The 2,790-nt window shown below is 55.2% G+C and carries 1 protein-coding gene; it reads right to left on the bottom strand.

Going from position 1 to position 2,790, the window contains the following annotated elements; translation table 11 throughout:
- Nucleotides 1-2,790: hypothetical protein (locus tag PKI34_12985; protein ID HNS18722.1), on the bottom strand; the 2,790-nt coding region annotated here is incomplete at both ends.

Here is a 2,790-nt window from a genome sequence, read left to right as displayed (position 1 = left end):
CGCTGAAGATTCCGTTGCCGCTGGTGGTCCAGAGGACGGAGGAATAATTGGATGCTGCGCCGGAGAGGATAATGGTTGTGTCGCTGGTACAGAGGGAAGCATCATCACCTGCACTTGTCGTGGGTGCCAGGGTGATGATCAGCAGCATCGTGTCGGATGCGACCGGACAGTATAGGGATCCCTGAGCCGTGAGGATCAATTTAACCCAGCCATTTGTAATATCCTGATTTCCAGGAGTATAAGTCGGATTTATTGCATTGGGATTGTCAAAGGAACCCGAACCGAAGGAAGATGTCCAGCTGACAAAGGAATAATCGGTAGCCGATGCGTCGAAGAGCTGGTAGGTGTCTCCTTCGCAGATGGATGCATCGCTGCCGGCAAAAGCTGTTGGCGCCTTGAAAATACCCAGGTTCAAGGTGTCGCTTACGCTGCCACAGGAGCCGTTACCCACGGAAGTCAGGATCAGGGAGATCATTCCCAGGTCAATATCATCCGAACTAATCGTATACGTTGTTTGGAGTTGCGTTGGATCCGCAAAGACTCCGCTGCCGGTGGATGTCCAGAGAATACTTGCATAATTTTCTGCAAAACCAGAGAGTGAATAGACACTGTCGATTGAACAGATGATGCCATCAGGTCCTGCATTTGCCACCGGCGCGCCAGTAATGGTCAGGACCATGCTGGAGGAATCCGGGGCGCAGTTCCCGAGGCCATGAGCGATCAGGGTAAGCGTCACGGTGCCGGATGCGATGTCTTCCGGTCCGGGTACATAGGTCGGATTCAGAATGGTGATATCATTAAAGGATCCGGTTCCGGAGGAGGTCCACTCCAGAGAAACATAGAAATCAGCCGTTGCATCTGCCAGCGTATAACTTTCGCCTTCGCAGATGATCGCATCGGGTCCCGCATTGGCGGAAGCAGACAACCAGATCGTTAATGTCATCTGATCGCTAACATCCGGGCAGGTGCCGTTGCCCTCTGCCAAAAGGGTAAGCACGGCAAACCCCAGCGAGATATCGTTGACACCGGGTGTATAGGATGCCGTAAGGGATCCGGGATCATCAAAAATCCCATCACCACCGGTTGACCAGAGCAGAGACGAATAATTTACAGCAGTGGCCTGAGTCAGGAAGGGGAATTCGTTTGAACAGACGGATGCATTGTCTCCTGCGTTGACATCAGGCGGGCCTGTGATGGTTAGCGTCATCTCATCCACTGCATTGGGGCACCCGCCTGCACCAAACGCCGTGATTTCAAGGACAACGGATTCGTTCTGGACGTCCTCCGGCCCGGGAGTATAGGTGGGATTTACGATACCGTAATTGTTGAATGTACCCGTTCCGGAAGTGGCCCAGTGGATTGCCGAATAATTCCCGGCCGTTGCGCCCGATATCGTGCAGGGCTCCTGGCCGCACACGGCGTCATCCGGCCCTGCATCAGCGGATGCATCCAGCCAGATCGTCACCAGTTTGGCATCATCGAATTCACCGCAGTCCCCAAAACCGGTGGCTGTGAGGATCAGGTATACCTGGCCATTGGCAATATCCTCGTTTCCCAGGTCATAGGTTGTGGTCAGCGAGGACGGGCTGGCGAATGTTCCATTTCCCGATGTTGACCAGAGGATGCTGGAATAGTTGGTGGCCGTGCCTGTTACGGTGACGAATCCTACGCTGCTGCAAACATCCTCATCATAGCCTGCTTCCACTGTAGGCGCTTCGGTGATGGAAAGGAGCATTGACGACGTTGCCGGTGGGCAGCCTTCCCCTTCGCCCCAAGCGGTAAGCGTCAGGGTAACTTCTCCTGAACTGATATCATCGGCACTGGGCGTGTACGTCGGATGTAGGGCATGGGGAGCGTCGAACGACCCAGTACCGGATGATGACCAGTTTATCGTTGTGTAATTTGTTGCGTCGGAATTCACCAGTGCATAGGCCTCATCGCCGCAGATCCCGTCGTCGCCGCCTGCAAACGCCGTGGCGCTTGGCCAGATCGTGAGGATCATCGCGTCATCTGCGTTACCGCAGGTCCCGATTCCTGTTGCGGTAAGGGTCAGTGTAACTGTTCCTGAACTGATATCACCGGCACTGGGCGCATACGTCGGATCCAGTGCATGGGGAGCGTTGAACGCTCCAGTACCGGATGATGACCAGTTTATTTCTGAATAATTTTCGGCAAAAGTACCTGTCAGCTGATAGGATTCGCCTTCGCAGACACCTGCATCGGGGCCGGCAATGGCAATGGGTGCTCCGGTGATGGTCAGGATCATTTCGTCCGAATCTTCCGGACATACACCCTCGCCGGTGGCCGTTAGTGTGAGTGTGACCCATCCGGCGTCAATGTCGGCCGTACCGGGGATGTAAACGGGATTCACCTCTCCGGTATCATTAAACGTTCCGTCGCCGCTGGTCGTCCAGGCGAAGTCGTCTGAATTTTCGACCGTGGCATCTGACAGGGTGTAGGATTGGCCTTCGCAGATGGCATCATCTTCTCCTGCGAACGCAATCACTGCCAGCCAAATGGTCAGGGTCATGTTGTCCGAAACATCCCCGCAGGTTCCGTTGCCAAAGGCTGTGAGCGTAAGGGTGACCTGTCCGCTGGCAATGTCGTCTGTTCCGGGCGTGTAGGCGGCTGTCAGCAGGGTCTCATTGTTAAATGTGCCGTCCCCGGCTGTGGTCCACAGCACCGAGGCGTAGTTTTCAGCTGTGCCTGCCAGGGTATAGCTGCCTTCACTGGTACACATTCCGCCATCGGGACCGGCATTGACAATGGGCGCTCCGGTCACGGTCAGCG

The organism is Bacteroidales bacterium (assembly GCA_035342335.1).
Classification (GTDB): Bacteria; Bacteroidota; Bacteroidia; order Bacteroidales; family JAGONC01; genus JAGONC01.
The sequence above is the reverse complement of the archived record's forward strand: the minus strand, read 5'-3'. Positions and strand labels throughout refer to the sequence as shown.